Here is a 1884-nt window from a genome sequence, read left to right as displayed (position 1 = left end):
GCACCGGCACCAGCCAGTCGAGCTTGAACGACAGGATCTGGATGATCAAAGCGGAGCCGAGATCGCCGCCCAGCACGATCGCCAGCCCGGTGGGAAAGGCCAGGTATCCGCTGGCGGCAAACCCGGATGTCAGCAGCGCCACCGCGGCCGAGCTTTGCAGCACGATCGCCAGGCACAGCCCCATCGCCCCGGCCTGCAGATGGCTCTGCCGGCCGGTCAGCAGCCGCTGGAACGAGGCGCCATAGCTGCGCTCAATGCCCGTCCGCACCATCCGCACCGCGTAAAGCAGCAGCATCGTGGCGCCCGCCAGGCTGACAAGAAACGTGAGAATGGCCATGTCAAATCCTGTCCAGGGCTTCTGTTGCCGGAACCGGGCCCTGCCGCCGGGGATGCTCCCCCTGCAGGCCGCGGCCCCAAAGGGCTGAATATATCCGGGACGCCGGCGTCATCAAGCAGCCTGTCCCTGCGGGCAGGCGGAGGCTGCACGCCCAAAGTGATCAACCATCCTTGGCCTTCTCCGCCACGTCAACTTTCACACCCCACCCTGCCAGCGCGGCAGCAAGCTTCTTGCCCGGCGCATGATCCGTAAAAAGAAGATCCAGCTTGCGCGGGGAGGGGCCGCAATGCGGGGCGGTTTCCTCGAACTTCGGATGCGCAATAGCCACGGCGACCTGCTCACTGCACTCAGCCGCAACACTGGCCAGCTGCGCCTCAGCCGCACTGTGATAGAGCACGCCCTGCTTGGCGGAAAATGCATCAGCCGACAGCACGGCCAAGTCCAGCGAAAACCTCCGGACCTGCTGTTCTGTCACAAAGCCGAAGGTGCCGCGCTCGTTGCTCTGCAATTCGCCGCCAAGGAAATGAACCCGGTTGCCATTGTGGTTGACCAATGTCTGGGCCGCACCGACAGAATTGGTGACCACAATCAGCCCTGATTTCTGCCGCAGTTCCTCGGCGACAAAGGCCGTGGTTGAACCGACATCCAGGAACAGCGCCATACCGTCCCGGGCATGCTTTGCAACCTGCGCTGCAATTCGTGCCTTTTCCTTTTGGTTTTCCGATATTCTGCGGGCAAAACTGGTTGCACTCTGCGGCCCGGCCAGGAATGCACCGCCATGCACCCGTTGCACGGCCCCCGCCTTGTCCAGAGCCTTGATCGTGCGCCGCACGGTTTCCTCGGACACCTCCAGCATTTTGGCAAGCTCAGCGCTGCGCGCCGACCCGCCAAGGCGGCGCAAGGCGTCTACCAGTTCCAATTCACGGTGAGAAAGCGAAAGTGAGTCAGACAAGAATGAATCCGTTTGCGTTTGCCCGTCACACCCCATGGGGCACGGCTGCTTGCCGCTTTACAAGAGTTCTCCACAGTTTCCCACATATTTCTGCAAAACGCACATGTATTTCCGGCATTTTTGTGCAAACGGTCACCGTCTTACTGGGACGGGCGGGTCCGCCTCGCGACCGTTTTTTTTCAACGGTCCGGCGGCCAGGTCCACCGGATTGACCAGGCTTGCATCTCTGTTTGCAATACCTTGCCAAAAACAAGGTTTTGCAGCCCCCCTTCTCGTTTGCGCAATCGCTCCCGCCCCTTCTGCGGCCCGCCTGCGGCCGTCCGCAAAGCGTTGGGCATGGCACCGCGCCTGGCAGCGCGGTGCGGGCAGCGCCCCGCAGGGGCGCTGCCGGGCCCAAGGCCCTTGCCGGGGCAGCTGGGCGGCCCGCCAGGGCAGCCGGGATGCGCCGGCGGGGCGCGGGAGAGCCGCCGTGGTAATGCAAAACCGCCGCGGCTGGGGGCCGCCGCGGTTTCTTTTTCAACCCTGGGAGAGGCTTAGAGGTTCGGATACAGCGGGAACTTGGCGCAAAGGTCCGCGACCTTGGCGCGCACCGAGG

At 63.5% G+C, this 1884-nt stretch carries 2 protein-coding genes; both read right to left on the bottom strand.

Annotation, left to right across the window (positions count from 1 at the left end):
- The coding region (locus ACXAHG_RS23430) for a Na/Pi symporter (RefSeq protein WP_475061212.1) at positions 1-337 on the bottom strand (337 nt) is incomplete at its 3' end.
- Between the two features lie 160 nt (positions 338-497).
- Complete coding sequence (locus tag ACXAHG_RS23425) at positions 498-1289, bottom strand: DeoR/GlpR family DNA-binding transcription regulator (protein ID WP_475039678.1); 792 nt, start codon at positions 1287-1289, stop codon at positions 498-500.
- Positions 1290-1884: the final 595 nt, after the last annotated feature.

Source organism: Leisingera sp. ABD4_442, from assembly GCF_056160905.1.
The sequence above is the reverse complement of the archived record's forward strand: the minus strand, read 5'-3'. Positions and strand labels throughout refer to the sequence as shown.